Genomic DNA, 22,341 nt, shown 5'->3' on the forward strand with positions numbered 1-22,341 from the left:
GAGAGTGCTGCGGTGCTGGACGCCCTCCTGGATCCCACCGGCCCCGACCTGCCCGACCTGGTCACCGTCGGCGACGCGGTGCTCTCGCGCGACGCCCTGCTGGACGGTGCCCACGGTGTCGCCGCGGAGCTCGACCGTCGCACGCGGCCCGGACCGGTGGCCGTGCACGCCTCGCCCGACGTGCTCACCGTCGTGGCGGTCGTCGGGGCGCTGCTGGCCGGCGTGCCCGTCGTACCCGTGCCGCCGGACTCGGGCCCCGACGAGCGCCGCCACGTCCTGGCCGACTCGGGGGCCGTGACCTGGTCCGGGCCCGCCGCCCTCGCCGGGGACCTGCCCGTGCTCACCCCGGGCCTCGAGTCGTGGGCTCCCCGGCGCGTGGACCCCGACGCCACGGCGCTCCTCCTCTACACCTCCGGCACGACCGGGCCGCCCAAGGGCGTGCCCCACACCGGCCGGACCCTCGCCGCGTGCCTCGACGGGCTGGCCGAGGCCTGGGCCTGGACGCCCGACGACGTCCTCGTGCACGGCCTCCCCCTCTTCCACCTGCACGGCCTGGTGCTCGGCCTGCTCAGTCCGCTGCGCGTCGGGTCGCGGCTCGTCCACACGGTCCGGCCCTCCCCCGAGGCCTACGCCGCGGCCGCGGGCTCGGTCTACTTCGGCGTCCCGACCGTCTGGCACCGCGTGGCGCAGTCGCCCGAGGCGGCGCGGGCGCTCCGCCGCGCCCGGCTCCTGGTGTCCGGCAGCGCCCCCCTGCCCGTGTCGACCTTCACCGCGCTGCAGGAGCTGACCGGCCTGGCGCCCCACGAGCGCTACGGCATGACCGAGACCGGCATCACCCTGGCCGCGCGGGTCGACGAGGCGCCGCGACCCGGCTGGGTCGGGCGGCCGGTCGGTGCGACCGAGACCCGGATCGCGTCGCCTGCTGACGGCCCCGACGACGAAGGAATGGGCCGGCTCGAGGTGCGCGGACCCTCGGTCATGTCCGGCTACCTCGGCCGCCCCTCCCCCGACCTCGCCGACGACGGGTGGTTCTCGACCGGTGACCTCGCCGTGCGCGACGCCGACGGCTGGCACCGCATCGTCGGCCGCGAGTCGACCGACCTGATCAAGACCGGCGGCTACCGCGTCGGCTCCGGCGAGGTCGAGGCGGTCCTGCTCGACCACCCGGCCGTCGACGAGGTCGCGGTCGTCGGAGTCCCCGACGACGACCTCGGCCAGCGGATCGTGGCCTTCGTCGTCGGGGCTGCCGCCCCGGGTCTCGAGACCGAGCTGGTCGAGCTCGTCGGGTCGCGGCTGTCGTGGCACAAGCGTCCGCGTGAGGTCGTCCTCGTCGACGAGCTGCCCCGCAACGCGATGGGCAAGGTGCAGAAGACGCTGCTGCTGGACGACTGAATCTGAACCTTCCGATCCGACGTGCCCCGCACGTCGCCATCGAGGATCGACGTTGTCCACAGGCGACCGACGGGCTCGTTTCCGGCTCGACGTGCCGGGGAGGGCATGGCCATGCCACGCGACAAGATGCCCGACACCGAGGGGCTTCGCCACCTGCTGGAGTGGGTCCAGGACGGCGTGGTCTCCCGCCGCCAGCTGCTGTCACTTCACTTCACCCACGGCGACATCGAACGGATGCTGCGCCGCAAGGACTTGGTCCGCGTCGTGCCGGGGGTGTTCGTCAACCACACCGGGGAGCTCACCCGGCAGCAACGCGAGTGGGTCGCGGTGCTGGCGCACTGGCCGAGCGCCCTCACCGGACTGTCTGCGCTGCCGCATCCGCCGCCACGGGCCGTCATCGACGTGGCGATCGCCGACAACCGCACCGTCAAGCCGGTGGACCGGGTCCGCGCCCACCGCAAGCCCGATCTGGCCGACGGGTCGACTGGCGCTGCGCTCCTCCCCGCATGAAGCTCCAGCACGCCCTGATCGACGTCGCATCAGAGCAGCGCGACGACGTCCTGGCGACGTTCCGGCTGCTGGCCGACGTGATCCAGACGCGGCAGACGTCGGCGGTCAAGGTCGCCGAGGTGCTGCAGACACGGCGGGTGCCGGGCAAGCAGCTGCTCCTGGAGATGCTCGACGACCTCGCCACCGGTGCGTGCTCGGTGCTCGAGCGCGGCTACCTCCACCGCGTCGAACGGGCCCATGGCCTGCCGCCCGGTCAACGCCAGGCGCCCGGGCACCGTCGGCCGCAAGCCGACGGCGCGGGACGTCCACTACGTCGAGCAGGGACTCCTCGTCGAGCTCGACGGCCGGGCGTTCCACGACAACGCCAGGGCGCGAGACAAGGATGCCCGTCGCGATCTCGACACCCGCGTGATCGACGACGCACTGACCGTCCGGATCACCTACGGCCTGGTCTTCGGGACCCCGTGCTGGACCGCCGCCCGGATCCACCGGCTGTTGCAACGTGGAGGCTGGACCGGCGCGTTCGTCCGCTGTCCAGCGTGTCCCGACGACCCCGACCTTTGACTGCGACGTACCAGGTGCGTCGGTATCAGGGTTTGACGACCCTCAGGCCAACCGCTCCAGCACGAGCTCGCGCACCCGGCCCGCGTCGGCCTGCCCGCGCATCTCCTTCATGACCGCACCGATGAGCGCACCGGCAGCGGCGTGCTTGCCGTCACGGATCTTCTGGGCGACGTCGGGGTTGGCCGCGATCGCGGCGTCGACGGCCGCACCGAGCGCACCCTCGTCGGAGACGATCGCCAGCCCGCGGGCGGCGACGATCTCCTCGGGGGTGCCCTCGCCGGCGAGCAGGCCGTCGAAGACCTGGCGGGCGAGCTTGTCGTTGACGGTGCCGTCGTCGACGAGCGCCTGTACGGCGGCCACCTGGGCCGGTGAGACGCCGAGGTCGGCGATGTCGACGCCGGACTCGTTGGCGCGACGGGCCAGCTCGGTCAGCCACCACTTGCGTGCGGCCTGCGGCGGGCAGCCCTCGGCGACGGTCGCCTCGACCAGCCCGAACGCGCCGGCGCCGACGGTGTCGCGCATCTCGAGGTCGGTGAAGCCCCAGTCGGCCTGGAGGCGGGTCCGCTTGACGGTGGGGTTCTCCGGCAGCGTGCCGCGCAGCTCGTCGACCCACTCGCGTGACGGCGCGACCGGGACGAGGTCGGGCTCGGGGAAGTAGCGGTAGTCGTCGGCGTCGGACTTCTCGCGGCCCGACGTGGTCACGCCGGTGTCCTCGTGCCAGTGGCGCGTCTCCTGCAGGATCGTCGCGCCGGTGCCGAGCACCGCGGCGTGCCGCTGCATCTCGTAGCGCACGGCGCGCTCGACGGAGCGGAACGAGTTGACGTTCTTGGTCTCGGTGCGGGTGCCGAGGCGGTCGGACCCCTTGGGTGCGAGCGACAGGTTGACGTCGGCGCGCAAGTTGCCCTGGTCCATCCGGGCCTCGGAGACCCCCAGGGCGACGATCAGGTCGCGCAGCTGCGCGACGTAGGCCCTGGCGATCTCGGGCGCACGGGCGCCGGCGCCCTGGATGGGCCGGGTCACGATCTCGATGAGCGGGATGCCGGCGCGGTTGTAGTCGACGAGCGAGTAGTCGGCACCGTGGATGCGACCGGTCGCGCCGCCCACGTGGAGCGACTTGCCGGTGTCCTCCTCCATGTGGGCGCGCTCGATCTCGACCCGCACCACGCCGCCGTCGACCTCGACGTCCATCCAGCCGTCGAAGGCGATGGGCTCGTCGTACTGGGAGGTCTGGAAGTTCTTGGGCATGTCGGGATAGAAGTAGTTCTTGCGCGCGAAGCGGCACCACTCGGCGATCGAGCAGTTGAGCGCGAGCCCGATCCGGATCGCCGACTCGACGGCCTTGCGGTTGACCACCGGCATCGCGCCGGGCAGGCCCAGGCAGGTCGGGCAGACCTGCGCGTTGGGCTCGCCGCCGAAGACGGCCGGGCAGCCGCAGAACATCTTGGTGCTGGTGTTGAGCTCGACGTGGACCTCGAGCCCGAGGGCGGGGTCGTACGTCGCCAGCACGTCGTCGAAGGCGACGAGATCGGCAGCCATCAGCGTTCTCCTTCCAGCACCGGGGCGCGGTCGAGCAGCGGCCCGCCCCACTTGTCGGTCAGGGCGGCCTCGAGCGCGGCACCCACGCGATAGACGCGGTCGTCGGCGAGGGCCGGCGCCAGCACCTGGAAGCCGGCCGGGAGACCGTCCTCGTCGGCGAGCCCGCTGGGCACCGAGATGCCGGGGACGCCGGAGAGGTTGGCCGGGATGGTGGCGAGGTCGTTGAGGTACATCGCCAGCGGGTCGTCGAGCTTCTCGCCGAGCTTGAACGCCGTGGTCGGCGCGGTCGGCGAGACGAGCACGTCGACCTGCTGGAACGCGGCGCCGAAGTCGTGCGTGATGAGCGTGCGCACCTTCTGGGCCTGGCCGTAGTAGGCGTCGTAGTAGCCGCTCGAGAGGGCATAGGTGCCGAGGATGATGCGGCGCTTGACCTCGTCGCCGAAGCCCGCGTCGCGGGTGGCCCGCATGACGTCCTCGGCCGACGGGGAGTCGACGCCCTCGGGCAGCACCCGGAGGCCGAAGCGCATGGCGTCGAACTTGGCGAGGTTGCTCGACGCCTCGGCCGGCATGATCAGGTAGTAGGTCGCCAGCGCGTGCACGAACGTCGGGCACGACACCTCGACGACCTCGGCGCCCATCCCGACCAGCAGGTCGACGGACTCGGTGAAGCGCGCCATCACGCCGGGCTGCCAGCCGTCGCCGGCGAGCTCGCGGATCACGCCGACCTTGAGGCCGGACAGGTCACCGCCGGCACCCTGGCGGGCCGCCCCGACCAGGTCGGGCAGCGCGACGTCGATCGACGTCGAGTCCCGGGCGTCGTGGCCGCCGATGAGCTCGTGCAGCAGGGCCGAGTCGAGGACCGTGCGCGTGACCGGTCCGACCTGGTCGAAGGAGTTGGCGAGCGCCACCAGGCCGTAGCGCGAGACGCCGCCGTAGGTCGGCTTGACGCCGACCGTTCCGGTGACGGCGCCGGGCTGACGGATCGAGCCGCCGGTGTCGGTGCCGAGGGCGAGCGGCGCCGCGAACGACGCGACCGCGGCCGCGGAGCCGCCGCCGGAGCCGCCGGGGATGCGGTCGAGGTCCCACGGGTTGTGGGTCGGGCCGTAGGCCGAGTGCTCGGTCGACGAGCCCATCGCGAACTCGTCCATGTTGGTCTTGCCGAGGATCGGCAGGCCGCCGGCGCGCAGCCGCGCGACCACCGTGGCGTCGTAGGGCGGGACCCAGCCCTCGAGGATCTTGGACCCGCAGGTCGTCGGGAGCCCCTCGGTCGCCAGCACGTCCTTGACCGCGATCGGGACGCCGTCGAGGGTCGAGCGGGTGGCGCCCTCGGCGCGGCGCTCGTCGGCGGCGGCGGCCTGGGCGAGCGCGCCCTCGGCGTCGACGTGGAGGAACGCGTGGACCGCGCCGTCGACCGCGGCGATCCGGTCGAGGTGGGCCCGGGTGAGCGCGACCGAGGTGGTCGTGCCGGCGGCGAGGTCGTCGGCCATCTCGGCCGCGGTCCGGCGGATGAGGGCGTCAGTCACTGCTCGTCCCCCAGGATCCGCGGTACGGCGAAGCGCCCGCCCGACCGCTCCGGCGCGCCCGACAGCGCCTGCTCGGGCGTCAGCCCGGGCACGACGACGTCGTCGCGGAAGACGTTGGTCAGCGGCACCGCGTGGGACGTAGGCGGCACGTCGTCGCCGGCCACGCCGCTGATCGAGGCCACGGACTCGAGGATGACCGACAGCTGGGGCGCGAGGTGGTCGAGCTCGGCGTCGTCCAGGTCGATCCGGGCGAGCGTCGCCAGGTGGGCGACCTCGTCGCGAGTGATCTCCGGCATGGCATGGAGCCTAGTGTTCACGCCGGGGACGGGCGCGCCTGACCCCATCGGGCCATTCGGACCCTGGTCCACGCGTCGTCTGAGGCACGAGCGGTACGAGCCTTGGAACCCGCGACCCGGCAGGATGGGCCCATGCCCGTCACCCGCGGATTCACCGGCAAGCGTCGTGCCGAGGCGGCCGGCCGCTCCGAGCGCCTCCCACCCGGCCAGTACGACGTGGGCCGCGACTGGCCGACGCTGACCGCCGAGGTCACGCCGCACCTCGACCCCGAGCACTGGTCGCTGAGCGTCGACGGCCTCGTGTCGACCCCGACCACCTGGTCGTGGCGCGAGCTGCGCGACCTCCCGGGCTCGGCGTACGCCGGCGACATCCACTGCGTGACGACGTGGAGCCGCTTCGACGTCGCGTTCCGCGGGGTCAGCGTCGACACGCTGCTCGAGGCCGCGGGCCCGCTGCCCGAGGCGGGCTACGTCATGGCCCACGCGACCACCGGCTACACCACCAACCTGCCGATCGACGACGTCGTCGGCGGCAAGGCGTGGGTGGTGTGGGAGGCCGACGGCAAGCCGCTCAGCGACGAGCACGGCGGTCCGGTACGGCTGCTCGTGCCGCACCTCTACTTCTGGAAGTCGGCCAAGTGGGTCACCCGGCTCGAGCTGATGGCGCGTGACCGGCCCGGCTTCTGGGAGAGCAACGGCTACCACGACCGCGGCGACCCGTGGCTCGAGCAGCGCTACCAGGGCGACCCGTGACGGACACCGGGGAGACCGCCACCACCACCTGGTCGACGGCCACCGTCGTCGAGGTCGACCGGCCCGACGGCCGGCTGGCCCGGATCCGCCTCGACGTGGCCGGCAAGGTCGAGCACCTCCCGGGCCAGCACTACGTCGTCCGCCTGCGCGCGCCCGACGACTACACCGCCCAGCGCTCCTACTCGATCGCGTCCGACCCGGGCGACCCCCTCGTCGAGCTGATGGTCGAGCGGATGCCCGACGGCGAGGTGTCCGGCCACCTGCACGACGTGGCCGAGCCCGGCGACGTCGTCGAGGTCCGCGGACCGCTCGGTGGCTGGTTCACGTGGGAGGGCGACGTCACGGCGATCGCCGTCGGCGGCGGCTTCGGGATCGTGCCGATCGTCTCGATGGTGCGGTACGCCGCCCGCCTGGGTCTGGCCGACCGGCTGCGGGTGGTCGCGGTCGGCAGGACGCTCGACGAGCTGCCCTACGCCGAGGAGCTCCTGGCCGCCGGGGCCTTCGTCGCGCTGACGCGGGAGAACCTCGGCAGCCGGGTGGCCGCGCCGCCGTACCCCGAGGAGGTCCGCGACCTCCTCGACCTCCCGACCCCGGCGGAGCGCGCCTACGTCTGCGGGTCGGTCGGCTTCGCCTCCTTCGCGACCCGGGTGCTCGGCGAGGCGGGCATGCTCGCCTCGGCGGTCCGGGTCGAGCAGTTCGGAGTCACCTCCTGACGGGTGGTTGAACGTTCATCCACCGTCTGTGACCGTCGAGGCATGACAAAGCTCGCGATCATCTACTACTCGGGCTTCGGCTCGACCCACGCGATGGCCGACCGCCTCGCCACGACCGCCGAGAACCTCGGAGCCGAGGTACGGCTGCGGCGGGTGCGCGAGACCGCCCCCGACGAGGTCGTGCAGAGCGTCGACGGCTGGGCCGCCCACGCCGCGTCCGTCGCCGACCAGCCGACCGCCGAGCCCGACGACCTCGACTGGGCCGACGCCGCGATCTTCGGCTCGCCGACCCGCTACGGCCACGTGACCAGCCAGCTGCAGTCCTACATCGACACCCTCGGCCCGCTGTGGCAGGAGGGCAAGCTCGCCGACAAGGTCTATGCCGCGTTCACCTCGAGCTCGACTCTCCACGGCGGCCAGGAGACGACGCTCGAGGCGATGCACACGACCTACGCCCACTTCGGCGGCATCATCGTCCCGCCCGGCTACACCGACTCGATCAAGTTCTCCGACGGCAACCCCTACGGCGTCGGCAAGGTCACCGGCGGTGGCGGCGACCTCGACGACACCGACAACGCCGCCCTCGACCACCTCGTCACCCGCGTCCTCAAGGTCGCCGGCAAGCTCGCCGCCTGACCCGTAGGTCTTCCTGCTCCCAGTCCCAGAGAACGCTGACCCGTCGTAGATCTACGACGGGTCAGCGTCATTTCGGGAGGATCTTCAGTCCCGCAGGGCGTTGCGGAGGGCGGGGAGGACGTCGTCGAGGTCCTGGCCGGAGCGCAGGACGACGACCGTGGTGCCCGAGGTCGCCTGGGGGCCGGGGGCGGCGGTGAGCACGCTCGACATCGCATCGTCGAACTCGTGCCACGGGTCGTCGGTCTCGCCGCGCAGCCACCGGCGCAGCACGACGTTGTGCGCGGTGACGACCGAGGCCGCGAGCAGCTCGGCGTGCAGGTCGACGTCGGGGCCGCCGAGCTCGGCGAGCCAGGCCCGCGCGTGCTCGCGGAAGAGTCGTTGGTAGCCGAGCATGCTCGCGATCTCCCGGTCGCGGAGCGCCGGCACGGTCCGGGTCAGCCGGTAGCGGCTCAGCGCGAGCTGCCCCTCCTCGAGGTACTGCGTCAGCACCAGTCCGGCCGCCTCGCGCAGCGCCACGCGGTAGGACTGCGGCGTCCCCGTCGTCAGGCGCGCCGCGATCCGGGCCTGGAGGTCCTCGTGGCGCGGGAAGATCACGTCCTCCTTGGCGCCGAAGGCCCGGAAGAACGTCGACCGGCTCACCCCGGCCCGGTCGACGATCTGGTCGACCGTCGTGGCGTCGTACCCCTGCTCGTCGAAGAGGGCGAACGCCGCCTCGACCATCCGCTCGCGCGAGGTGCTCATGGGTTGGGTTCTCCGCCCTGACATGTGAGACTGGGTTTCACCAGAACGATACCGAGTTTCAGGGGCGATGAAGATGACCGGCGCGCAGTTCGACCTGTTCCGCACCAGCGACGACCACGAGGAGCTGCGCGCCGCGGTGCGCGACCTGGTGGCCGACAAGGTGACGCCCTACGCCGCCGAGGTCGACGAGTCCGCGACCTACCCGCAGGCCGCGCACGACGCGCTGGTCGCCTCCGACTTCCACGCCCCCCACGTGCCGGAGCAGTACGACGGGGTGGGCGCCGACGCGCTCGCCACCTGCATCGTCATCGAGGAGGTGGCGCGCGGCTGTGCGTCGTCCTCCCTCATCCCGGCCGTCAACAAGCTCGGCAGCCTCCCCCTCATCCTCGGCGGCAGCGAGGAGCTCAAGCAGCGTTACCTCCCCCGGCTCGCCCACGGCGAGGGCTTCTCCTACGGGCTATCCGAGCGCGACGCCGGCTCCGACACCGCCTCGATGAAGACCCGCGCGGTGCGCGACGGCGACGAGTGGGTGCTGACCGGCCAGAAGTCGTGGATCACCAACGCCGGCGTCTCGGAGTTCTACACCGTGCTCGCCGTCACCGACCCCGACGCCGGGCGCGGCAAGGGCATCAGCGCGTTCGTCGTCGAGAAGGGCGACCCGGGCTTCACGTTCGGGGCCAAGGAGCGCAAGCTCGGCATCAAGGGCTCCCCCACCCGTGAGCTGCTGCTCGACGGCGTACGCATCCCGGCCGACCGCATCATCGGCGAGCCCGGCACCGGCCTTCCGCTCGCGTTGCGCACCCTCGACCACACCCGCGTCACCATCGGCGCCCAGGCCGTCGGCATCGCCCAGGGCGCGCTCGACCTCGCGGTCGACTACGTCAAGGAGCGCCGCCAGTTCGGCAAGCGGATCGCCGACTTCCAGGGCATCCAGTTCATGCTCGCCGACATGGCGATGAAGCTCGAGGCCGCACGCCAGATGGTCTACGTCGCCGCAGCCAAGTCCGAGCGCAACGACCCCGACCTGCCGTTCTTCGGCGCCGCCGCCAAGTGCCTCGCCTCCGACACCGCCATGGCCGTCACCGTCGACGCCGTCCAGCTGCTCGGCGGCTCGGGCTACACCCAGGACTTCCCGGCCGAGCGGATGATGCGCGACGCCAAGATCACCCAGATCTACGAGGGCACCAACCAGGTCCAGCGCCTGGTCATGGCCCGCCAGGTCCTGGGACGCTGACGTGGACACCGTAGGTGTGGTCGGCGGCGGCCTGATGGGCGCCGGGATCGCGGAGGTCTGCGCGCGAGCCGGGCTCGACGTCGTGGTGGTCGAGTCGTCCGACGCGGCGGCGAAGACCGCCGTCGGCCGGCTCGAGAAGTCGCTGCAGCGGGCCGAGGCCAAGGGCAAGCTCGACGGCGCCGGCGGCGTGACGGCCGCCGACGTCCTGGCGCGCATCCGGGTCGAGACCGACCTGGGCGCGATGGCCGACCGTGACGTCGTCGTCGAGGCGATCGTCGAGAACGAGGCCGCCAAGGTCGAGCTCTTCCGCGCCCTGGACGGCATCGTGACGTCGCCGGACGCGATCCTCGCCTCCAACACCTCGTCGATCCCGATCATGAAGCTCGGCGTGGTCACCAGCCGTCCGCAGCAGGTCATCGGCATCCACTTCTTCAACCCGGTCCCGGTGCTCCAGCTGGTCGAGCTCGTCCCGTCGCTGCTGACCTCCGACGACACCACCGCCCGCGCCCGCACCTGGGTCGAGGGCTCGCTGAGCAAGAAGGCGATCGACTGCCAGGACCGCGCCGGTTTCGTCGTCAACGCCCTGCTCATCCCGTTCATCCTCTCGGCGATCCGGATGCTCGAGTCGGGCTTCGCGACGGCCGAGGACATCGACCGCGGCCTCGTGCTCGGCGCCGCCCACCCGCAGGGCCCGCTCGCGCTGGCCGACCTGATCGGCCTCGACACGACCAAGGCCGTGGCCGAGTCGCTCTACGAGGAGTTCAAGGAGCCGCTCTACGCCGCCCCGCCGCTGCTCGCCCGCATGGTCGACGCCGGCCTCCTGGGTCGCAAGACCGGCCGCGGCTTCTACACCTACGACCGCTGACACCACCGGCGCCGCCGCGCCCTCGTCCACGCGCGGACAGCCCTCACGTGTCCCACTCGTCACGCTTGTCTGACGTCTCTCCCGGTTCTCGTACGAAGCTTCGGCACAGAACCGGGAGATTCGTCCTAGAACCTCACCTCGCCGATTCCCCGGCCCACGCCGGCGGTGCGTCAGCCACCGAAGTGGCGGATCTGATCGCCCGGGACGGTGGCTCACGAACCGCCGGCACGCGTCTCCTACGCGCGCGGCCACCCGCCCCCCGTCGCGTCAACGCGACAGGTAACCGCTGACCCGTCGCACAAACGCGACGGGTCAGCGAGAGCTCAGGCGCCGAAGTCGCCGCGGGCGGCGCGGAAGCGGCCGAGGACGTCGACGAGGGTCGCGATGTCGTCGGGGCTGAGACCGACCTGCTCGAAGACCTCCTCGTTGAGGACCGCGGTCGCCCGCTCGACGAGCTCGAGGCCAGGCGGCAGCAGCACGAGGATCCCGGAGCGGCCGTCGTCGGGGTTGACGACCCGCTCGACGAGCCCGTCCTCCTTGAGCCGCCCGGCCAGGCTGGTCAGGGACGTCGGGTGCACCTGCAGGCGGTGGCCCGCGCGGAGCATCGTCATCCGCTGCTCCGAGGCGAAGCTGAGCAGCCGCAGCAGCTCGAACCGGGCGAACGTCAGGTTGAACGGCCGCAGCAGGGCGTCGATCTGGGTCAGCAGCAGCTGCTGGGCCCGCATCACCGAGGTGACCGCGGCCATGCCCTCGGACGCCTCGTCCCACCCGTGTGCGCGCCACTGGCGGCGGGCCTCGGCGATCGGGTCGCGACCGGGTACGGCGGGGGTGCTCACCGGCCGCATCGTAGGGCGCTCGCGCACGACCTCGCTCGTCCTGACCGCCGGCACGCCCTTAGGTGAGGCTTGCCGGCCTGGACGAGGCTCGCGAGTAGGGGCACCGTGGCCCCATGACCACCATGAACCTGCCGCTCGTCAGCACCTGCAGCGCCGAGGGGTGCTCCTACAACCACGACCACGACTGCCACGCGGCCGCGATCACCATCACGGGCGCGACCAGCGCCTGTGGCACCTACGTCGACGAGGCCGCCAAGGCCGGCGTCGACGCCACCGGCCAGGTCGGCGCGTGCCACCGCAGCGACTGCGTCCACAACTCGGCGCTCGAGTGCGGGGCCGAGAGCGTCGAGATCGGTGCGGGCGCCGACGTCGCCGACTGCCTCACCTACAGCGCCGCCGGCTGACACCCACCGAGGATCGGGGTCAGCAGCGGCGGAGCTCGGCGACGTCGACCTCCGCCGAGCTCGACGAGCCCGGCCCGTTGAGGGTGAAGAGCACGGTGCCGCCGCGCGCGACCGCGAGCGACTTGGTCGCGGAGACGCTGCCCCGGCGTACGCGGGACCACGTGCGGGTCGCGCTGGCCGAGGCCAGGTAGCCAGTCGTGCGAGTGGTGGCCCGCCGCGCGTTGACGCGGCCGAAGACCCGGGACCCCGACGAGGTCGGCACGCGGCAAGCCGCGAGCTTGGCGCCGTTGACCGAGACCACCGTGCGGAAGTGACGTCCGGGCGCCGCCTCTGCGGGAGCGGCGGTCGTCGTGAGACCACCGACGGCCAGCACGAGCACGACGAGCGGTCCGAGCACACACGGGGTCGAGGTCATGGCGCCGATCGTGCGCCGACCGCGCGGCGCCGTCAACCGCGATCAGTCCCCGTCGGTGTCGTCGCCCATGTCGTCGGCCTCCTCCTCGGCCCCCTCCGCGGGCGCCGGCGGCGGCCCGTCGGCCAGCAGGGCCTTGAAGCCGTCCTCGTCGAGGATCGTGACCCCTAGCTGCTCGGCCTTGTCGGCCTTGCTGCCGGCGTTGTCGCCGACCACGACGAAGTCGGTCTTCTTGGACACCGAGCCGGCGGCCTTGCCGCCGCGGGCGAGGATCGCCTCCTTGGCCGAGTCGCGGCTGTAGTCGACCAGCGACCCGGTGACGACGATGCTCAGACCCTCGAGGGTGCGGGGCACCGACTCGTCACGCTCGTCCTCGAGCGAGACGTCGTCGCGCTCCCAGGTGTCGACGATCTGGACGTGCCAGGGCTCCGTGAACCACTCGATGACGGCGGCCGCGATGGTGGGACCGACGCCCTCGGCGGCCGCGAGGCTCTCCTCGGTCGCGCCGCGGATGGCCGCCATCGAGCCGAACTCCTGGGCCAGCGCCCGGGCCGCGGTCGGCCCCACGTGGCGGATGGACAGGGCGACCAGGACACGCCACAGCGGGACCTGCTTGGCCCGGCCGAGGTTGGCCAGCAGACGCTGACCGTTGGCCGAGAGCTGCGGGCCCTCCTCGCCCTTCTTGGGCGCCCGGGTGAAGAGCGGCGTCTGCTTGAGCTGCGCCTCGGTGAGCGCGAAGAGGTCGCCCTCGTTGGCGATCACACCGGCGTCGAGCAGCGCCACGGCCGCCTCGTAGCCGAGACCCTCGATGTCGAACGCGCCGCGGCCGGCGACGTGGAAGACGCGCTCGCGCACCTGCGCGGGGCAGAGCTCGTGATTGGGACACCGGAGGTCCTTGTCGCCCTCCTTCTGCTGGGCGAGGGGGGTCTTGCACGCGGGGCACCTGGTCGGCATCCGCCAGGGGCGCAGGCCCTTGGGTCGCAGCGGCAGCACCGGCCCGACGATCTCGGGGATCACGTCACCGGCCTTGCGCAGGACCACGGTGTCGCCGGGTCGTACGTCCTTGCGCTTGACCTCGTGGGCGTTGTGGAGCGTCGCGTTCTCGACCGTCGACCCGGCCACGAGGGTCGGCTCCATGACGCCGTAGGGCGTGGCACGGCCCGTGCGGCCGACGTTGACCCGGATGGCGAGGAGCTTGGCGTTGACCTCCTCGGGCGGGTACTTGAAGGCGATCGCCCAGCGGGGCGCCCGGCTCGTCGACCCCAGGCGCCGCTGGAGCGACACGTCGTCGACCTTGACCACGACGCCGTCGATCTCGTAGGGCGCGATGTCGTGGCGGTGCTCGCCCGCGTTCTCGATGAACCCCTGGACCTCCTCGAGCGTCGGCAGCACCTTGACGTGGTCGGACGTCGGCAGGCCCCAGGTGGCGAGGGCGGCGTAGGCGTCGGACTGCGCCGTCGGCTCGAACCCCTGGCGGGCCCCGATGCCGTGGCAGACCATCCCCAGCGCCCGGGTCGCGGTGACCCGCGGGTCCTTCTGGCGCAGCGAGCCGGCGGCGGCGTTGCGCGGGTTGGCGAACATCGGCTTGCCGGCGTCGACCATCGAGGCGTTGAGCCGCTCGAACGCCGTGCCGGGCAGGAACACCTCGCCACGGACCTCGACCAGGTCGGGCACCGGGTAGTCGCCGTCGGGCGTGAGCCGGTGCGGGATCGAGCCGATGGTCTTGACGTTGGGCGTGACGTCCTCGCCGGTGCGGCCGTCGCCGCGCGTGAGGGCGCGCACGAGGCGGCCCTTCTCGTAGAGGAGGTTGATCGCGAGCCCGTCGACCTTGAGCTCGCACAGCAGCGCGGGCGAGTCGATGCCGTCGCGGGCCAGCCGCGCGTGCCACGAGGCGAGCTCGTCGTAGGAGAACGCGTTGTCGAGGCTCTCCATGCGCGTCAGGTGGTCGACGGCGGTGAACTCGGTCGACACCGCTCCTCCGACGGTCTGGGTCGGCGAGTCGGGGGTGCGGAGCTCGGGGAACTCGTCCTCGAGCGCCTCGAGCCGACGCAGCCGCCGGTCGAAGTCGGCGTCGTCGAGGGTCGGGTCGTCGAGCACGTAGTAGCGCCAGCGGGCGTCCTCGACCTGCTCGCTGAGGGTGCGGTGCTCCTCGCGGGCCTCGTCGGTCGCCGGGGTGGGTGTCGGGTCGGGCACGGCTCCATCTTGCCGTTCGCCACCGACAGTCGTGAGGAGCCTCACCCATCCAGGCGACCCGCCGCCTCCGAACCCGCAGACGTGCCTGAGACCCCTCCACCCGACGACCTCGGATCGAGCCACGAGTCGTTCGTCCGTCTCGACGCCGAGCAGCAGCGCGCGCTCGTGCTCGTCCTGCACGGCGGCAAGCAGTCCAGCCGGCAGCCCGTCGACGGCCGCAGCGCCTCGTGGAAGCGGATGGCGGCGATGCAGCGGGCCATCACCCCCGACCTGCACGCCCAGGGGGTCGGCACCTGGCTCCTGCGCTACCGCGTCCGCGGCTGGAACGGCGGCGCGCCCGTGGTCGACGCCCGCTGGGCGCTCGACGAGGTACGCCGGGAGCTCGGCGAGGTCCCGGTCGTGCTGCTCGGGCACTCGATGGGCGCCCGCACGGCGGCGTACGTCGCCGACGACCCCTCGGTCGTCGGCGTGGTCGGCCTCGCCCCCTGGTGGATGCCCGACGACCCGGTCGACGCGCTGCGCGACAAGCGGGTGCTGGCCGCCCACGGCCGGACCGACAAGATCACCTCGGCCCGTGCGACGCGCGCCTACCTGCGCCGCGCCGAGGCCGTCGCGTCCGAGGTCGCGTTCCGCGACATGGGCCGGGTCGGTCACTACATGCTGCGCCGCGTCCCCCGGTGGAACGCCGTCGCCGGCACCGCGTGCCTCTCGCTCCTGGTCTGACACGCCGGAGCAGCCGCTGACGGCGGGCTGAGAAGTTTTTCTGAACTTTCTTGAGTCGTCGGGAATGGAACGGATCCGTACTCTCTTGATGGAACGAAACGGTTCCGTTCCATCAGTGACGAAGGGCACATCCCCCATGACCCCAGCAGTCGGTACGTCGGCCATCACGGGCACCGAGGCCGTCACCCGACCCCGCGTCGAGGGCGATCGCGAGCAGCAGATCCTCGACGCCACCCTCGACGTCCTCGCCGACGTCGGCTACGACCGGCTCACCATGGACGCGGTCGCCGCCAGCGCCCGCGCCTCCAAGGCCACGCTCTACCGCCGCTGGAGCACCAAGCCGGCCCTCGTCATCGACGCCCTGCTGTCCGAGAAGGAGCCGATGTCGGTGCCCGACACGGGCACCCTGCGCGGTGACCTGCTCGGCACCTACTGCGGCATGGGCGGCCTCACCGACACCCGCCAGGTCGCGATCCTGGCGAGCGTCATGACCGCGATCTCCCGGGACGCCGACTTCGCGGAGGCGTTCCACCGCGACTTCATCGGCCCCAAGGTCGCGCTCACCCAGGTGATCTTCGACCGTGCGAAGGAGCGCGGCGAGATCTCTCCCGAGGTCGACGTGGCCCTCATCGGCAGCGCGCTCCCGGGGATCGTGCTGCACCGCCAGTTCCTGCTCGGCACCCCGCCCGACGCCGACTACATCACCCAGGTCCTCGACCAGATCATCCTGCCCGCCGTCGCCGCCGTGGCAGCCCGTACCGACCAGAACCCGAAGGAATACTCATGACCGACCTCTCCAAGTCCGAGGCCGTGGCCCCGGACGACACCGTCGGAGAACGCAAGGAGCTCCACCTCGGGTGGGCGCTCGTGCTGATCTCGATGGCCCAGCTCATGGTGGTGCTCGACGCCTCCATCGCCAACATCGCCCTGCCCTTCATCGGCAACGACCTCGACATCAACGACGCCAACCTCACCTGGATCGTCACGGGCTACGCCCTGGCCTTCGGTGGCCTGCTGCTGCTCGGCGGCCGCCTCGGTGACCTCTACGGACGCCGCCGGGTGTTCATGATCGGCCTGGCCGTGTTCGCGGTGGCCAGCTTCATCGGCGGGTTCGCGCAGAACGAGGCCATGCTGCTCGCCTCGCGTGGCCTCCAGGGCCTCGGCGCCGCTCTCGCCTCGCCCGCCGCCCTCGCGCTGATCACCACGACGTTCCCGGCCGGCCCGGCCCGCAACCGCGCCTTCGCGGTATACGCCGCCATGTCCGGTGCCGGTGCGGCCGTGGGCCTCATCCTCGGTGGCTGGCTCACCGGCCTCGACGACGTCGTCGGGCTCGAGGGCTGGCGCCTGACGTTCCTCATCAACGTCCCGATCGGCCTCATCGCCGCCTTCCTCGCCCCGCGCTTCCTGCGGGAGTCCGAGTCGCACCCCGGTGAGCTCGACGTCCCCGGCGCGATCACCGGCACCCTCGGCCTGCTCGGCCTCGTCTACGGCTTCAGCCGTGCCGGCGAGGAGGCCCACGGCTGGGGCGACACCTGGACCCTCGCGTCGCTGGCCGCCGGCATCATCCTGCTCGCCGCCTTCGCGGTGATCGAGTCGCGCGTCTCGCACCCGCTGCTCCCCGTCCGCGTGTTCGCCAACCGCACCCGTGCCACCAGCTTCCTGGTGATGGCGCTCGTGCCGGCAGCGATGTTCGCGATGTTCTACTTCCTCAGCCTCTTCATCCAGCTCGTCGTGGGCTACAGCCCGCTGCACACCGGCTTCGCGTTCCTGCCGTTCTCGTTCGGCATCGTGCTCGGCGCGGGCGTCTCGTCCAACCTGATCAACCGGATCGACCCGCGCTTCATCGCCGGTGTCGGCACGCTGATGGCAGCCGCTGCGCTGTTCGGCTTTTCGCGGCTGTCCGTGCCCACCGGCACGGCCGACCTGCTCGCCCTGGGCAACGGCAGCTACCTCGGCGCCGACGTCAACTACTGGACCTCGATCTTCCCGTTCATCGTCCTGATGTCGGTCGGCATGGGTGCGGTCTTCGTGCCGCTCACCCTGACCGCGGTGCACCACCTCCGCACCGAGGACTCCGGCATCGGCTCCGGCGTGCTCAACACCATGCAGCAGGTCGGTGGCGCGCTCGGCCTGGCCATCCTCGGCACCGTCTCGCTGCACTTCGCCGACGGCACCAAGAGCGACCTGGTCCGCGACCTCACCGCCCAGGGCCTCGAGCCCGAGGCGGCCAGGGGCCTGGCCTACATCGGCTCCTTCACCGAGGGCGCGACCGCCGCGTTCCTGGTGGGCGCCGTGCTGATCGCGATCGGCTCTGCCGCGATTTGGACGTTCCTCAACGTAAAGCACACCGAGCTGGCCACCGACGGCCCCGAGGGTGGCGCCCCGGTGCACGTCGGCTGACACCGACCCACCCCGCGACGGCCGGTCGCCTCCCCTCACCGGGGAGGCGGCCGGCCGTCCGTCGTAGGCGGGGTCCGGGAAAGGGGTTGCCGACGACGGTACGCATCCGTACTGTCTGACGGAACGGAACCGTTCCATCGAGGAGGTCGCCACCATGACTCCCGCCGTGGGCAGCCCAGCGAGCGAGGCCGGCACCCGCCCCCGCGTCGAGGGCGACCGCGAGCAGCAGATCCTCGACGCCACTCTCGACGTCCTCGCCGACGTCGGCTACGACCGGCTCACCATGGACGCGGTCGCCGCCAGCGCCCGCGCCTCCAAGGCCACGCTCTACCGCCGCTGGAGCACCAAGCCGGCCCTCGTCATCGACGCGCTGTGCAGCATGAAGGAGCCCCACGAGGTGCCCGACACCGGCACCCTGCGCGGTGACCTGATCGCCATGTTCTGCGGCATGGGCGGGCTGACCGACGAGCGCCAGCTGGTGATCCTCGGCAGCGTCATCACCGCCATCGGTCGCGACCAGCAGTTCGCGGCCGCGTTCCGCTCGCAGTTCATCGGCCCCAAGGCCGCACTCAGCCTCGGCGTCTTCGAGCGAGCCCTCGAGCGCGGCGAGATCCGTGACGACGTCGACCTCGACATCGTCGTGCCGGCCCTGCCGGGCATCGTCCTGCACCGCCAGTTCCTGATGGGCGAGGTCGCCGACGCCGGCTCGATCGAGCGCGTCATCGACCAGATCATCCTGCCCGCCGTCGCCGTCGGGCCCCGTCACTCCCACGACCCGAAGGACCCCACATGACCGACGTCTCCAAGTCCCCGGCCGAGGCCGCGGGCGCCGACGACCAGCCCACCGACGGCAAGGACCTCCACCTCGGGTGGGCCCTCGTCCTGATCTCGATCGCGCAGCTGATGGTGGTGCTCGACGGCACCATCACCAACATCGCCCTCCCCTACATCGGCAGCGACCTCGACATCACGGGCGCCAACCTCACCTGGATCGTCACCGGCTACGCCCTGGCCTTCGGGGGCCTGCTGCTCCTCGGCGGCCGGCTCGGCGACCTCTACGGACGCCGGCGCCTGTTCATGACCGGCCTGATCGTCTTCGCGGTCGCCTCCGCCATCGGGGGTCTCGCGCAGAACGAGGCCATGCTGCTCAGCTCGCGCGCCCTCCAGGGCCTCGGCGCCGCGATGGCCGGGCCCGCCGCCCTGGCGCTGATCACCACGACGTTCCCGGCCGGCCCGGCACGCAACCGCGCCTTCGCCGTCTACGCCGCCATGTCGGGAGCCGGCGCCGCGGTCGGCCTCATCCTGGGTGGCTGGCTCACCGGTCTCGACTCGTTCTTCGGGGTCGACCTGAGCGGTTGGCGCCTGACCTTCCTCATCAACGTGCCCATCGGCCTCGTGGCCGCCCTGCTCGCGCCCCGCTTCCTGCGCGAGTCGGAGTCGCACCCCGGTCAGCTCGACGTCCCCGGTGCGATCACGGGCACCCTCGGCCTGCTCGGCCTGGTCTACGGCCTGACCCGCGCCGGCGAGGAGCAGTACGGCTGGGGCGACCCCGGCACCCTCGGCGCCCTCGCGGCCGGCATCGCCCTGCTCGTGGCGTTCGCCCTCATCGAGTCGCGCGTCGCGCACCCGCTGCTGCCGATCCGCATCCTCCAGAACCGCACCCGCGCGACCAGCTTCGTCGCCATGATGCTGGCCCCGGCCGCGATGTTCGCGATGTTCTACTTCTTGAGCCTCTTCATCCAGCAGGTCATGGGCTACTCGTCGCTGCGCGCCGGCTTCGCGTTCCTGCCGTTCTCGTTCGGCATCGTCGTCGGCGCAGGCCTGTCGTCCAACCTCATCAGCCGCGTCGACCCGCGCTGGCTGTCGGGGTTCGGCACGCTGCTCGCCGCGTTCTCGCTCTTCATGTTCTCGCGCATCAGCGTCGACGACGGGCCGGCGTCGGTCCTCCAGGCGCTCGGTGCGGGCGGCGCGGTGGGCGCCGACGTCAACTACTGGGCCCACATCTTCCCCTACATCGTGACGATGTCGGTCGGCATGGGCCTGACCTTCGTGCCGCTGACCCTGACCGCCGTCCACCACCTCCGCACCGAGGACAGCGGCATCGGGTCCGGCGTCCTCAACACGATGCAGCAGGTCGGCGGCGCGCTCGGCCTGGCCCTGCTCGGCACCGTCGCCCTCTCGGCCGTCAACAGCCGTACCGACGAGGTCGCCGGGCCGCTCGCCCAGGGCCTGGGCGACCAGGCCGGCGCCACCATCCCGGGCACCGACATGACGTTCCTCGACGGCGCGGTCTTCCAGGCGACGTTCACCGACGGCGCCACCAACGCGTTCCTCGTCGGTGCCGCGATGATGCTCGCCGCGTCGGTGGTCGTCTTCACCCAGCTGCGCGTCAAGCACGACGAGCTCGCCACCGACGGCCCCGAGGGGGCCCACCTGGGCTGAGTCGCTCAGCCGAGTGACGGCGGCCGGTCGACCCCCTAGGGGAGGTGGCCGGCCGTCCGTCGTGCCAGCACCAGCGCCTGCCGCGCCCACGCGGCCGACGCGCCCGCCGTACCGCAGGACGAGGCGACGCCGAGGTGGGGGCCGACGACGTCGGGGTCGAGGCCGAGCATGTCGAGCCACCGCACGACGGTGTCGACGAGACCGGTGTCGGTGACGTCGCCGGGGCGGCCCGGGTCGAGCGAGGGCACGACGCCGAGGACGACGGTCTCCCCCGCCTCGAGCGCGGTCCCGAGGACGTCGTGGTCGCCGGCGTCCATGACGGACAGGTCGACGACGAGGCCCTGGGCGCCGGCCCGGCGCAGCAGGTCGAGCGGGGTCTCGGGCGCGCACGAGTGGACCCACGGCACGGCGCCCTCGGCGGTGATCGCCTCGAGCACCCACCCGAGGTGCTCGGTGATCTCGGGCGGGTGGACGACGCGGTGCCGCCCGAAGCCGGACGCGGTGCGCACCCCGCCTCCGGCGACCGCGGCCAGCGCGGGCTCGTCGACCTGGACGACGAGCGACTCGGCGTCGCGCACGCGCCGACGGAGGTCGCGCACGTGGTCGCGCACCCCCTCGGCCAGCGCCTGGGCGAGGTCGCGGCGGGCGCCGTGGTCGCTGACGACCTTGTCACCGCGCGGCTTCTCGACGGTGGCGGCGAGGGTCCACGGTCCGGCGACCTGCACCTTGAAGGCGCCGGTCCAGTCCTGAGCGAGCTCCTCGAGGACGTCGAGGTCCTGGGCCAGCCGGCTCTGCGAGCGGCGCTGGTCGAGACCGCCGGCGTCGGTGAGCCGCCAGCCCGCCGGCTGCAGGTCGACGCCGATGGTGGTCACCAGCGCGAGCGTGCGGCCGACCATGCCGGAGTGGATGCCGCGGCCGGGCAGCTCGACGAGGTGGGGCACGCCGTCGGCGAGCTCGTCGAGCACGAGCCCCTGGACGTCGGCGAGGTCGTCGCCGGGCATCGACCCGACGCCGGTGGCGATCGTCACCGAGCGGTCGCGATGGTCGCGGAGCCGACGACGCGCGTGCCGTCGTAGACGACGGCGGCCTGCCCGGGCGCGATGCCGTAGGCCGGCTCGTGCAGCTCGATGTCGACGCCGGCCCCGCGCTCCCCCACGACGACCGTCGCGGGCAGCTCACGCCCGTGGGCCCTCAGCTGGACCGTGCCGTCGACGCGGCCCGGCACGCTGCCGCACCAGCGCGGGCGGATGCCGGTGAGGCGTCGTACGGCCAGGCGCTCGTGGGGCCCGACGGTCACCGTGCCCGAGACCGGCTCGATGTCGAGGACGAAGCGAGGCTTGCCGTCGGGCGCCGGCCGGCCGATCCGCAGGCCCTTGCGCTGGCCGATGGTGAAGCCGTAGGTGCCGTCGTGGCGTCCGAGCTCCTCGCCCGTCGCGTCGTCGACGATCGGCCCACCGTGGTTGGGCGCACGGTCGCCGAGCTTGTCGCGCAGCCAGCCCGCGTTGTCGCCGTCGGCGACGAAGCAGATGTCGTGGCTGTCGGGCTTGTCGGCCACGAGGAGCCCGCGTCGAGCGGCCTCGGCGCGGACGTCGACCTTGGTCGAGCCGCCGAGCGGGAAGAGCGAGTGGGCGAGCTGGCGCTGGTCGAGGACCCCGAGCACGTAGGACTGGTCCTTGCCGTCGTCGACGGCGCGGTGCATCTCGACGAGACCGTCGGTCCCGGTGGTGAGCTGGGCGTAGTGGCCGGTCGCGACGGCGTCGTAGCCGAGCGCCAGGCCGCGCTCGAGGACGGCGGCGAACTTGATCTTCTCGTTGCAGCGCAGGCAGGGGTTGGGGGTGCGGCCGGCGGCGTACTCGTCCATGAAGTCCTCGACCACCTCCTCGTGGAACTGTTCGGAGAGGTCCCAGACGTAGAACGGGATGCCGATGACGTCGGCCGCGCGCCGGGCGTCGTTGCTGTCCTCGATGGTGCAGCAGCCGCGGGCGCCGGAGCGGTAGGACGCGGGGTTGCGTGACAGGGCGAGGTGGATGCCGGTGACGTCGTGGCCGGCCTCGGCCGCGCGGGCCGCGGCGACGGCGGAGTCGACGCCGCCGGACATGGCGGCCAGCACCCTTCGAGGGGCGCCGGTGGGGCCCTCCGGGCCAGCGGCGGCGCCCACCTCAGGGACC

General features: G+C 72.4%; 24 protein-coding genes. 14 read left to right on the forward strand and 10 right to left on the reverse strand.

Annotated features, from left to right (window positions below; translation table 11 throughout):
- Window positions 1-12: 12 nt before the first annotated feature.
- Window positions 13-1,392, forward strand: coding sequence for an AMP-binding protein (locus tag Q7T52_RS20010; protein WP_304805314.1), 1,380 nt, complete (start codon window positions 13-15; stop codon window positions 1,390-1,392).
- A gap of 126 nt (window positions 1,393-1,518) precedes the next feature.
- On the forward strand, window positions 1,519-1,902 hold the full coding sequence (locus tag Q7T52_RS20015) for a hypothetical protein (protein ID WP_304805315.1): 384 nt from the start codon (window positions 1,519-1,521) through the stop codon (window positions 1,900-1,902).
- A gap of 29 nt (window positions 1,903-1,931) precedes the next feature.
- Here the strand turns inward: Q7T52_RS20015 and Q7T52_RS20020 are convergent, their stop codons facing one another.
- Window positions 1,932-2,141: a hypothetical protein gene (locus tag Q7T52_RS20020; RefSeq protein WP_304805316.1), complete on the reverse strand. Its 210-nt coding sequence runs from the start codon at window positions 2,139-2,141 to the stop codon at window positions 1,932-1,934.
- On the opposite strand from Q7T52_RS20020, the gene Q7T52_RS20025 reads away from it, so the two are divergent.
- Window positions 2,140-2,466 (forward strand): hypothetical protein, encoded by a 327-nt coding sequence (locus Q7T52_RS20025; RefSeq protein ID WP_304805317.1) that lies wholly within the window; start codon window positions 2,140-2,142, stop codon window positions 2,464-2,466. The genes Q7T52_RS20020 and Q7T52_RS20025 overlap by 2 nt on opposite strands.
- Before the next feature lie 42 nt (window positions 2,467-2,508).
- On the opposite strand, the gene gatB is transcribed toward Q7T52_RS20025, so the two are convergent.
- From gatB to gatC, 3 genes are read right to left on the reverse strand one after another with little or no spacing between them, the layout of a single operon-like run.
- Window positions 2,509-4,002 carry an Asp-tRNA(Asn)/Glu-tRNA(Gln) amidotransferase subunit GatB gene (gene gatB, locus Q7T52_RS20030; RefSeq protein WP_304805318.1) on the reverse strand — a complete coding sequence of 498 codons (1,494 nt, stop codon included), beginning with the start codon at window positions 4,000-4,002 and terminating at the stop codon, window positions 2,509-2,511.
- Window positions 4,002-5,489, reverse strand: a complete 1,488-nt coding sequence (gatA, locus tag Q7T52_RS20035; protein ID WP_304805336.1) for an Asp-tRNA(Asn)/Glu-tRNA(Gln) amidotransferase subunit GatA — start codon at window positions 5,487-5,489, stop codon at window positions 4,002-4,004. Before gatA ends, gatB begins: the two co-directional genes overlap by 1 nt.
- A 32-nt stretch (window positions 5,490-5,521) precedes the next feature.
- Window positions 5,522-5,821, reverse strand: coding sequence for an Asp-tRNA(Asn)/Glu-tRNA(Gln) amidotransferase subunit GatC (gene gatC, locus Q7T52_RS20040; RefSeq protein WP_304805319.1), 300 nt, complete (start codon window positions 5,819-5,821; stop codon window positions 5,522-5,524).
- A 132-nt stretch (window positions 5,822-5,953) separates the two neighbouring features.
- On the opposite strand from gatC, the gene Q7T52_RS20045 reads away from it, so the two are divergent.
- From Q7T52_RS20045 to wrbA, 3 genes are read left to right on the forward strand one after another with little or no spacing between them, the layout of a single operon-like run.
- Window positions 5,954-6,574 carry a sulfite oxidase-like oxidoreductase gene (locus tag Q7T52_RS20045; RefSeq protein WP_304805320.1) on the forward strand — a complete coding sequence of 207 codons (621 nt, stop codon included), beginning with the start codon at window positions 5,954-5,956 and terminating at the stop codon, window positions 6,572-6,574.
- Window positions 6,571-7,287 (forward strand): FAD-binding oxidoreductase, encoded by a 717-nt coding sequence (locus Q7T52_RS20050; RefSeq protein WP_304805321.1) that lies wholly within the window; start codon window positions 6,571-6,573, stop codon window positions 7,285-7,287. Before Q7T52_RS20045 ends, Q7T52_RS20050 begins: the two co-directional genes overlap by 4 nt.
- 42 nt (window positions 7,288-7,329) lie before the next feature.
- Entirely contained in the window at window positions 7,330-7,923 is a 594-nt protein-coding gene (wrbA, locus tag Q7T52_RS20055) for an NAD(P)H:quinone oxidoreductase (protein WP_304805322.1), read from the forward strand.
- Window positions 7,924-8,007: 84 nt separating this feature from the next.
- On the opposite strand, the gene Q7T52_RS20060 is transcribed toward wrbA, so the two are convergent.
- Window positions 8,008-8,664 (reverse strand): TetR/AcrR family transcriptional regulator, encoded by a 657-nt coding sequence (locus Q7T52_RS20060; protein WP_304805323.1) that lies wholly within the window; start codon window positions 8,662-8,664, stop codon window positions 8,008-8,010.
- Between the two features lie 73 nt (window positions 8,665-8,737).
- On the opposite strand from Q7T52_RS20060, the gene Q7T52_RS20065 reads away from it, so the two are divergent.
- Both Q7T52_RS20065 and Q7T52_RS20070 read left to right on the forward strand, forming a co-directional pair.
- On the forward strand, window positions 8,738-9,898 hold the full coding sequence (locus Q7T52_RS20065) for an acyl-CoA dehydrogenase family protein (RefSeq protein WP_304805324.1): 1,161 nt from the start codon (window positions 8,738-8,740) through the stop codon (window positions 9,896-9,898).
- 1 nt (window position 9,899) lies between these two features.
- On the forward strand, window positions 9,900-10,763 hold the full coding sequence (locus tag Q7T52_RS20070) for a 3-hydroxybutyryl-CoA dehydrogenase (protein ID WP_304805325.1): 864 nt from the start codon (window positions 9,900-9,902) through the stop codon (window positions 10,761-10,763).
- A gap of 323 nt (window positions 10,764-11,086) precedes the next feature.
- Here the strand turns inward: Q7T52_RS20070 and Q7T52_RS20075 are convergent, their stop codons facing one another.
- Window positions 11,087-11,599, reverse strand: a complete 513-nt coding sequence (locus tag Q7T52_RS20075) for a MarR family winged helix-turn-helix transcriptional regulator (RefSeq protein ID WP_304805326.1) — start codon at window positions 11,597-11,599, stop codon at window positions 11,087-11,089.
- 113 nt (window positions 11,600-11,712) lie between these two features.
- Between Q7T52_RS20075 and Q7T52_RS20080 the strand changes: the two genes are divergently transcribed.
- On the forward strand, window positions 11,713-12,003 hold the full coding sequence (locus tag Q7T52_RS20080; protein WP_304805327.1) for a DUF1540 domain-containing protein: 291 nt from the start codon (window positions 11,713-11,715) through the stop codon (window positions 12,001-12,003).
- Window positions 12,004-12,022: 19 nt separating this feature from the next.
- On the opposite strand, the gene Q7T52_RS20085 is transcribed toward Q7T52_RS20080, so the two are convergent.
- Together Q7T52_RS20085 and ligA are read right to left on the reverse strand one after the other, a co-directional pair.
- Window positions 12,023-12,418, reverse strand: coding sequence for a hypothetical protein (locus Q7T52_RS20085; protein WP_304805328.1), 396 nt, complete (start codon window positions 12,416-12,418; stop codon window positions 12,023-12,025).
- A 42-nt stretch (window positions 12,419-12,460) separates the two neighbouring features.
- Window positions 12,461-14,608: an NAD-dependent DNA ligase LigA gene (gene ligA / locus Q7T52_RS20090; protein ID WP_304805329.1), complete on the reverse strand. Its 2,148-nt coding sequence runs from the start codon at window positions 14,606-14,608 to the stop codon at window positions 12,461-12,463.
- 81 nt (window positions 14,609-14,689) lie between these two features.
- Here ligA and Q7T52_RS20095 point away from each other — a divergent pair, with 81 nt between their 5' ends.
- The 5 genes from Q7T52_RS20095 (at window position 14,690) to Q7T52_RS20115 (ending at window position 20,173) form a co-directional block, all read left to right on the forward strand.
- Window positions 14,690-15,331 carry an alpha/beta hydrolase gene (locus Q7T52_RS20095; protein ID WP_304805330.1) on the forward strand — a complete coding sequence of 214 codons (642 nt, stop codon included), beginning with the start codon at window positions 14,690-14,692 and terminating at the stop codon, window positions 15,329-15,331.
- A gap of 136 nt (window positions 15,332-15,467) precedes the next feature.
- Window positions 15,468-16,118 (forward strand): TetR/AcrR family transcriptional regulator, encoded by a 651-nt coding sequence (locus Q7T52_RS20100; protein WP_304805331.1) that lies wholly within the window; start codon window positions 15,468-15,470, stop codon window positions 16,116-16,118.
- A complete protein-coding gene (locus tag Q7T52_RS20105) occupies window positions 16,115-17,731 on the forward strand; it encodes an MFS transporter (protein ID WP_304805332.1) in 1,617 nt (538 codons plus the stop codon). Before Q7T52_RS20100 ends, Q7T52_RS20105 begins: the two co-directional genes overlap by 4 nt.
- A 154-nt stretch (window positions 17,732-17,885) precedes the next feature.
- Window positions 17,886-18,524, forward strand: coding sequence for a TetR/AcrR family transcriptional regulator (locus Q7T52_RS20110; RefSeq protein ID WP_304805333.1), 639 nt, complete (start codon window positions 17,886-17,888; stop codon window positions 18,522-18,524).
- Window positions 18,521-20,173, forward strand: a complete 1,653-nt coding sequence (locus Q7T52_RS20115; RefSeq protein WP_304805334.1) for an MFS transporter — start codon at window positions 18,521-18,523, stop codon at window positions 20,171-20,173. The genes Q7T52_RS20110 and Q7T52_RS20115 overlap by 4 nt, the downstream gene beginning before the upstream one ends.
- Before the next feature lie 35 nt (window positions 20,174-20,208).
- Here the strand turns inward: Q7T52_RS20115 and Q7T52_RS20120 are convergent, their stop codons facing one another.
- Both Q7T52_RS20120 and mnmA read right to left on the reverse strand, forming a co-directional pair.
- A complete protein-coding gene (locus Q7T52_RS20120) occupies window positions 20,209-21,201 on the reverse strand; it encodes a methionine synthase (protein ID WP_304805335.1) in 993 nt (330 codons plus the stop codon).
- The gene (mnmA, locus tag Q7T52_RS20125) at window positions 21,198-22,271 is read right to left on the reverse strand and encodes a tRNA 2-thiouridine(34) synthase MnmA (protein WP_304805337.1); all 1,074 of its coding nucleotides are present in this window, start codon (window positions 22,269-22,271) and stop codon (window positions 21,198-21,200) included. The genes Q7T52_RS20120 and mnmA overlap by 4 nt, the downstream gene beginning before the upstream one ends.
- Window positions 22,272-22,341: the final 70 nt, after the last annotated feature.

The sequence above is a fragment of the Nocardioides sp. genome (assembly GCF_030655615.1).
Lineage (GTDB): Bacteria > Actinomycetota > Actinomycetes > Propionibacteriales > Nocardioidaceae > Nocardioides.

What these genes read in the sequence shown, in the direction of transcription:
- Q7T52_RS20015 (WP_304805315.1), top strand. Translation starts at nt 1,519, where the DNA reads ATGCCCGACACCGAGGGGCTTCGCCACCTGCTGGAGTGGGTCCAGGAC.
- Q7T52_RS20025 (WP_304805317.1), top strand. Translation starts at nt 2,140, where the DNA reads ATGGCCTGCCGCCCGGTCAACGCCAGGCGCCCGGGCACCGTCGGCCGC.
- Q7T52_RS20020 (WP_304805316.1), bottom strand. Translation starts at nt 2,141, where the DNA reads ATGGGCCCGTTCGACGCGGTGGAGGTAGCCGCGCTCGAGCACCGAGCA.
- gatB (WP_304805318.1), bottom strand. Translation starts at nt 4,002, where the DNA reads ATGGCTGCCGATCTCGTCGCCTTCGACGACGTGCTGGCGACGTACGAC.
- gatA (WP_304805336.1), bottom strand. Translation starts at nt 5,489, where the DNA reads ATGGCCGACGACCTCGCCGCCGGCACGACCACCTCGGTCGCGCTCACC.
- gatC (WP_304805319.1), bottom strand. Translation starts at nt 5,821, where the DNA reads ATGCCGGAGATCACTCGCGACGAGGTCGCCCACCTGGCGACGCTCGCC.
- Q7T52_RS20045 (WP_304805320.1), top strand. Translation starts at nt 5,954, where the DNA reads ATGCCCGTCACCCGCGGATTCACCGGCAAGCGTCGTGCCGAGGCGGCC.
- wrbA (WP_304805322.1), top strand. Translation starts at nt 7,330, where the DNA reads ATGACAAAGCTCGCGATCATCTACTACTCGGGCTTCGGCTCGACCCAC.
- Q7T52_RS20060 (WP_304805323.1), bottom strand. Translation starts at nt 8,664, where the DNA reads ATGAGCACCTCGCGCGAGCGGATGGTCGAGGCGGCGTTCGCCCTCTTC.
- Q7T52_RS20065 (WP_304805324.1), top strand. Translation starts at nt 8,738, where the DNA reads ATGACCGGCGCGCAGTTCGACCTGTTCCGCACCAGCGACGACCACGAG.
- Q7T52_RS20080 (WP_304805327.1), top strand. Translation starts at nt 11,713, where the DNA reads ATGACCACCATGAACCTGCCGCTCGTCAGCACCTGCAGCGCCGAGGGG.
- Q7T52_RS20085 (WP_304805328.1), bottom strand. Translation starts at nt 12,418, where the DNA reads ATGACCTCGACCCCGTGTGTGCTCGGACCGCTCGTCGTGCTCGTGCTG.
- Q7T52_RS20100 (WP_304805331.1), top strand. Translation starts at nt 15,468, where the DNA reads ATGACCCCAGCAGTCGGTACGTCGGCCATCACGGGCACCGAGGCCGTC.
- Q7T52_RS20105 (WP_304805332.1), top strand. Translation starts at nt 16,115, where the DNA reads ATGACCGACCTCTCCAAGTCCGAGGCCGTGGCCCCGGACGACACCGTC.
- Q7T52_RS20110 (WP_304805333.1), top strand. Translation starts at nt 17,886, where the DNA reads ATGACTCCCGCCGTGGGCAGCCCAGCGAGCGAGGCCGGCACCCGCCCC.
- Q7T52_RS20115 (WP_304805334.1), top strand. Translation starts at nt 18,521, where the DNA reads ATGACCGACGTCTCCAAGTCCCCGGCCGAGGCCGCGGGCGCCGACGAC.
- mnmA (WP_304805337.1), bottom strand. Translation starts at nt 22,271, where the DNA reads ATGTCCGGCGGCGTCGACTCCGCCGTCGCCGCGGCCCGCGCGGCCGAG.